This is a genomic window from Thermoanaerobaculia bacterium, from assembly GCA_035593605.1.
Classification (GTDB): Bacteria; Acidobacteriota; Thermoanaerobaculia; order UBA2201; family DAOSWS01; genus DAOSWS01.
In genome coordinates this window covers 1-7,268 of sequence record DAOSWS010000050.1, presented here as the reverse complement: position 1 = coordinate 7,268, position 7,268 = coordinate 1, and the positions used below count along the sequence as shown (strand labels likewise).

Here is a 7,268-nt window from a genome sequence, read left to right as displayed (position 1 = left end):
GTTGGGCGTGAAAATCGTACCCCTTGCTCTCGGGGCTTAGAGGTGTCCCTATTTTCCTCTGTTTGATTTTCTACGCTTCTTTCCAGCAGTCTGAGTTTTTGAGTCGTTCACCCCTGGCCATACTTTCCAGTCTATCAAACCGATACAAGTCTAACTAGACTTTTTACAGGAGATACGATTATTATTACTATTAGACATCATGGGTTAAAGGCTGCGGGGGTCCATGGCCATTTCACGGGGGGATTTATGAAAAATACATTTATCTTCTTCCTGTTGTTTTCCTGCGGGACAGCATTTTTGTGTGCGGCGACACCTCCAGGCCTGATCAACTACCAGGGTGTACTACGGGATGATGCGGGAGCACCGCTGGATGGCTCGTACGACATGGTCTTCACCTTCTATAGTGACGCCACTGCGGGTGATGAGATTGTAATCGACTCCCACCTGGCAGCAGGATCCGGGGCCATCACGGTTGCAGATGGCCTTTTCAACGTTGCCCTGGGATCTGGGACTGTGACCGATGGATCAGGAACGGGCACCTACACCTCACTTGCCGCCGTGTTTCGGGACTATGCGTCGGTGTGGCTCCAGGTAAACGTAGCCGGGGAGGATCTATCCCCGAGGGTTCAGGTGCTCGCTTCGGCCTATGCCCAGAATGCGGGAACGGTCAAGGGAGTCGTCAATGTGGATGCCAATGGCCGTGTCGGCGTCGGAACCACCTCCCCCGCCGCGGACATGCACATCGCGGATGACGGCAATCCCACCCTGATCCTGGACGACACCTTGAGCACCAATCAGACACGGATTCAGTTTGCTTATGCCGGAACGGAGGAATGGTCGGCAGGGGTTCAGGGCGGGGATTCAAAGAAATTCAAGATTTCCTCGTCCGATGATTTGTCCGTCGATACGCGGCTTACGATCCAAACCGATGGAAATGTTGGCATTGGCACGTCTTCTCCCGGGTACCTTCTGGATGTCGCAGGGGATCTTCGAACAACGGGCCTGATTCGAGATTCTGCGGGGGATGGTGGGTCTGCCGGACAGATTCTATCAAGTACGGGAGCGGGGATCGACTGGATCTACCCCTCAGCCATTTCAGATGGGGATTGGACCCTTTCCGAAAACGACCTTTATTCTGCCGTATCCGGAAATATCGGTGTGGGTACAGCCTCTCCAGTGTATAAACTGGATGTAGATGGGGACCTCCGGATCACGGGTAGACTTCGGAATTATGCCAGTATGGGGGGAATGTCAGGTCAGATTTTGTCTGCCACAGTTTCCGGATTTGAATGGATCGATCCGGAGGAGATCCTGGACGGAGACTGGATTGCATCGGGTGATGATCTCTATGATGCCTATCCGGGAAGGGTAGGAATTGGTACCGATTCGCCTTCTTATAAGCTTCACGTCCAGGGTGATTTTCTCGCGCAGACTTACGGTTCATTAACCCTGGATCAGGAGCAGGCTTCCACATCCTTTGTTGATAATTATTCTGTGTTAATGCAATCATTTACAGCCGGATTGAGCGGCGAGCTTCGATCCGTATCCATCTACCTTCGATCACCCTCTTCCGGTGATGCGGGCATCATGCCCATTATTTTCCGCCTTTATGAAGGCGATGGAATGTCCGGTACAATTTTATCAAGCAGAGACAGCACACTGAGCGGCGGGTGGGATTGGTATACCTTCAAATTCGATCCTCCCGTAACAGTCTCTGCCGGAAGCACTTACACTGTCTACATTAATCCAAGCATGCGAATACGTGATTGGATCGCTCTCGAATCCGGGAACCCTTACCCGGGTGGACGGTTCTATATTATCGATGATTACGACACCGTGTTCCGAACCTATATCGGGGGAACGTTATCGCCTGCACTAGTTGCCACAGACCTGGATCGAGTCGGAATCGGGACTGCAAATCCAATCACCAACCTCCACCTCTATTCTTTGACAGCCGATGATGGCGTGACACTCCAGGTTTCCAATAATACATTCAGTCAGGGACTGATGTTTCAGAATTCTCTGGGTGCGTATACCTGGCGGATCTATCGGAAAAATGTGGGTTCCAATGATGCCGATCTCGTTTTTGCCAATGGAACGACGACCGACCTGAGCGCTATGACAGACGTGGTCACCTTCGAGCACGGGGGGCAGGTGGGGATTGGAACGTCGGACCCATCGGCCAAGTTGGAAATCGCTGGCCAGATCAAAATCACTGGCGGAAGTCCGGGCGCGGGAAAGGTCCTCACTTCCGATGCCAATGGTCTGGCAACATGGCAAACACCGGCACGGAGCAGCGAATGTGTATCTTCCGGAAACTCGAGTGAGGTACTCGAAAAAGAACGTCCTTCAGCGGCTTCTGAAGAGTCCCCTGCTTATGAAAAGGCGCAGATTGAGACCGTTCCGAATCCGAAGCTCGAAGCTGATTATCCTGTCATGGAGTGGGTGCAGGAAGGGGATGTTCTGGTCATGAACCCCGCCAACGGTGCGGAACTCTATCCTTGCAGCCTGGACACCGATCCGATGGTTGTGGGCGTCGCTTCAGTACACGGGGAAAATAATATTCTGACGGTGATTTCCGGGATCACAATGGTGAAAGCTGATGCCACGATGGAGCCTATTTACCGGGGAGATCTGCTGGTTTCTTCATCCATTCCAGGCCATGCGATGAAGGCTAGTCGGCCTTTCAAGTTCGGTACGATTATCGGTAAGGCCCTGGAACCTCTGGATTCGGGTACGGGCATGATCAAAGTACTGGTGATGGTGAGATAAATACGATTAGAGGGTTTGATAAATTACAAATTAGTTTTTTTAGTTTGTCTGGTTTGTCTAGTAGAAAAAATTAAGGGCTGTCCCGCGGGGACATGTACTCGCTATGTGTCCCCGGATAAGTGGACTGTCCCCTTTTTATCTCGAATCACTCTACTTACGCATTAAAAACTAGGGACTGTCCCTAGTTTTTGAGCATGATATTGCGAGTATTCATTCGCATAAAAATCGATTATCATAACAGCATGACATCATGGGTGTGGGGCTGCGGGGTCACTGGCCATCTCGTGGAGGGTTTTATGAAAAATGTAATTTCTTTTGTCCTGTTTCTGCTGTGCGGGGTTGTGCTTTTGTCGGCTGCCACACCTCCAGGATTTATCAACTACCAGGGTGTTCTGCGGGATGATGCCGGGGCACCGCTCGACGGATCATATGACATGGTCTTTACCTTTTTCAGTGATGCTGCCGCGGGAGATGAGATTTTGATTGATTCCCATCTGGCGGCGGGGTCAGGGGCCGTGACCGTTTCCGATGGCCTGTTCAATGCGGCCCTGGGATCGGGAACGGTTTCTGATGGTTCCGGATCGGGAACGTACACCTCCCTTCTGGATGTATTTGCCGATTACGGTGAAGTCTGGCTTCTCGTGAATATTGGAGGAGAGGATCTTTCCCCCCGGGTTCGCGTCTTATCCTCTGCGTATGCCCAGAGCGCGGGAACCGTGCAGGGCGTGGTCAACGTGGATGGGAGCGGGAATGTCGGCATCGGAACGGCTTCACCGGGCACCGATCTCCATCTTTTTTCCACCGATGACAACGAAGGATTCACTCTCCAGGTGGCCAATAATACCTACAGCCAGGGGATCCAGTTCAAGAATACGGGAACAAGCTACACGTGGCGTATGTACCGAAAAGATATCGGATCCGGCCATGCAGACCTTGTTTTCGCCAACGGGACTTCCTCCGACGTCGCCGCGTTGACCGACGTCGTGACGTTTGAAGACGGCGGCCAGGTCGGGATTGGAAATTCGGATCCAACCTACAAGCTGGACGTGACCGGGGATATCCGCACAACGGGGAGTCTCCGGGATGCTGCAGGCGACGGAGGAACGAACGGGCAGATCCTATCCAGCACCGGGTCCGGAATCGACTGGATCGATCCCGCAGTCGAAAGCGATCCCCAGGTGGGAACCCTTACCGCAGGAAAGTGGTGTACCAGCCCGGACGGCCTTGTTGTGGAGTGTACGTCGGATTCACCTGCCACGGACGCTGACTGGACCCTTGCAGGGGATGACATGTATTCCGCAGTTCCGGGGCTTGTCGGAATTGGAACATCGACACCCGATTCGATTCTCAGCGTAGCGAATCCAGCCCAGACCGACCAGAGTTCCGTCTTTCTACCGATTTACAATTCCTGTGGTACCTCGAAATGGCAATCCTTCACTCCTGCCGTCACGGCCAATCTGGTATCTCTCTATGTTAATTCCTATGGCGGAAGTGTTTCCGGAACTCTCAAAATTTACGAAGGGGAAGGGATCGGCGGCACGGAACTCCATTCCCAGGCCTTTGATACCGGGTACGTAAATGCAATTACTCCCCCACTCCCTCTGACTGCGGAGACCGTTTACACATGGGGATTCGAGAGCACCGGGGCATGTTTCCATCGAAGCGAAACCGATGTTTACAATCGGGGACGATCTGATTATGCGGCGAATAGAGATTATTACTTCATCACAACAATGGGTACTGCGTCTCTGGCGATGAAGGTGACCGGGAGTACTCGGATAGATGGGGCTCTGGGAATCAACAGTCCAATAAAGGACGCATCTATTACGGTTACCAGCTATAACAAGGGCTTTGAGCAATCGTATGATTATGGAGCCGGACCTCTCACACTATCTCTCGGACTTACCCCAAGTTACGGTTATCTGAACTTATCTTCCGCTGACCGCTTTCTCCAACTGACGACCGATGGTGGTGGAATCAATATCAGCCCGAACGGAAATGTCTCCATTGGGGGTAACGATGCAACCAATATTCTGGATATTCGGGGTAATGCTATTATCGGAACCAACCTGGTCTCCATGGATGCAGTGGCTCCCACGAACGGCCTTCTGGTGGAAGGGAATGTAGGGATCGGCGAAACCAGCCCATCTCAAAAGCTGCACGTGAACGGCAGTGCCCGGGTTACGGGTGCCTACTATGACACCGCCAACAGTCACGGCACATCGGGTGAGTTCCTGATGACGACCGGATCCGGCACACTCTGGTCCGGGGTTCCCAACGACGGCGACTGGACCGTGAATGGAGTCGACATGTATTCCGGGGTTACTGGAAACGTCGGAATCGGTGTAAGTAATCCTTCTCACAGGCTCTCTATCCGGACTGTATCAAATTCGTTAGCTCTTCAATTAATCGGTTCCCAGGCTGATGGAGTCGGGGCCGCCTTAGATTTTGGTACCACCAATTCAGCCTGGGTTGCTCAATACGACACGGGGAATCTCAATCTCTATTCTGATGATCAGACCACGTTGACAGGGGGAGTCGTGAAAATCGGCAACAGAGCGTTAGTCGGTGCAAATTACTTTGTGAGCTCGACGCCACCGGTTAACGGTCTGATCGTGGAAGGTAACGTCGGGATCGGGACCGACTCCCCTAGCGCAAAACTGGAAGTTCGAGGTGCTGTGAGGGGTGGGACAACCGATGGTACGGAATACATCCAGTTTTCCCACGGCGGCAGTAACGCCTATATCAATGCCGTCGGGGATGGTGACATTGAGTTTCGCCACGACAACAACGCCCTCATGTCCCTTTCGGATACTGGCCTTCTGACCGTGAGCGGTACGGTCTCGGACATAGCGGGCTCCGGGGTTTTACAGATCGAGAATTTTGCCAACACGAACCATGCGTGGACATGGCGTATCGGCTCCACAAATCCCGATCTTTCTCTGGATTACTACTATGGAGGATGGAATACGGCCTTTTCCTTCAGCCGCCAGTATGGCCAGATGGCCCTGGGCACATCAGCCTTTGATGGAAAACTGAACGTGGCTGGAGGCGTTCGAGGCGTCACGGCTTCGGGGACAGATTATGGCGGAAAATTCACCGATTCGGATTCGAGCGGCTGGGCGGAGATCGGATCCGGCACAGCCAAGGTGGAAGGGAGCGGTTCTGTCAATTTTGTCCAGAACCATCCGTTTGACAAGGATAAAGTGATCGTCTACACGGCCCCGGAAGGTGATGAAGTGGCCACGTACACACGGGGTTCGGCACGGCTCGAAAACGGCCAGGCCGTGGTGCACCTGGGAGAAACGTTCCGGTGGGTCACCAATCCAGACATCGGGCTGACCGCCCACCTGACACCCCGGGGACAGTGGGCCGAACTGTACGTGCACTCTCTTACGACATCGGAGATGGTCGTACGCTCCTCAGATCCTATGTTGACGGATGTCATTTTCGATTACATCGTCTATGGACTCCGGATCGGGTTCGAAGAAGTCACCCTGGTCCGGGATAAAAAGAATGAATCCTGGATTCCTTCAATGAATGAACACAGGGCTGCCTATGAGGTCGAGCCGGAACTGAGATCGTACAATGCCCTGGAGAGATACAAATCAATGGAAGAAACTGCCGGATTGAGAACCACTTTCGATTTTTCCGCCTCCCAGACCCTCCATGATGCAATCGGTGAATTTGTTCCTCCTGCGGATTCCGGATCGGGTCTTGATGCCTTACCAGTCCATTCTGCTTCGGAATCGGCCCGGATGCTCCCGCAGGAATCCATGGTGGACGCGGTACAGGTAAGCACCGATGATTCAGAAAATAAACCGGCACGAAGCGAGCAGGATGTTGCAACAACGCGCGATTTTGAACGGCGTCTCCTGGAGAAACTGCCGCTGGCTCACCCTACCGATATGGGAACGGTCCTCGTGTTCAACCCCGCCAATGGGGAAGAGCTTTACCCCTGCAGTCTGGAAGCCGATCCGATGGTCGTGGGAGTTTCCGGGGAGAGCGGTGAAGATGCAGTTCTGACAGTGGTTTCAGGAATTACTCTCGTGAAGACTGATGCATCCCTGGAACCGATCCGCCGTGGCGATCTGTTGGTCTCCTCTCCCCTTCCTGGACACGCGATGAAGATGAAGGCATTTGTCCCTGGGACGGTGATCGGTAAAGCTCTCGAGCCTCTGGAATCGGGTACGGGGATGATTAAAGTATTGGTGATGATGAGGTGAGACGGTTTTATGGGTTTATCCGCCTTCGCCAACCATAATGGCTACGGCGTGACAAGATGGATTTAATGGATTGAAAGAATTAGAGAATTAAAGATAAACCGGAGTCCTTAACGCTGTGATAATAAGGGGAGAGTCACTATCCGGGGACACGTAACGAGTACATGTCCCCGCGAAACAGTCCCTCCTTTTATCTCATAGATAACAACTTACAAAATATAAAATAGGGACTGTCCCAGTAGTGTCCAAACGTTGTGACTGGAAAATGAAATA

General features: G+C 52.7%; 2 protein-coding genes. Both read left to right on the top strand.

Annotated elements, in window-relative coordinates; translation table 11 throughout:
• The first annotated feature begins 246 nt into the window (after positions 1–246).
• Positions 247–2,772, top strand: coding sequence for a hypothetical protein (locus PLD04_15170; protein ID HXK69666.1), 2,526 nt, complete (start codon positions 247–249; stop codon positions 2,770–2,772).
• Positions 2,773–3,068: 296 nt separating this feature from the next.
• Positions 3,069–6,998: a hypothetical protein gene (locus PLD04_15165; GenBank protein HXK69665.1), complete on the top strand. Its 3,930-nt coding sequence runs from the start codon at positions 3,069–3,071 to the stop codon at positions 6,996–6,998.
• Positions 6,999–7,268: the final 270 nt, after the last annotated feature.

What these genes read in the sequence shown, in the direction of transcription:
- PLD04_15170 (HXK69666.1), top strand. Translation starts at nt 247, where the DNA reads ATGAAAAATACATTTATCTTCTTCCTGTTGTTTTCCTGCGGGACAGCA.
- PLD04_15165 (HXK69665.1), top strand. Translation starts at nt 3,069, where the DNA reads ATGAAAAATGTAATTTCTTTTGTCCTGTTTCTGCTGTGCGGGGTTGTG.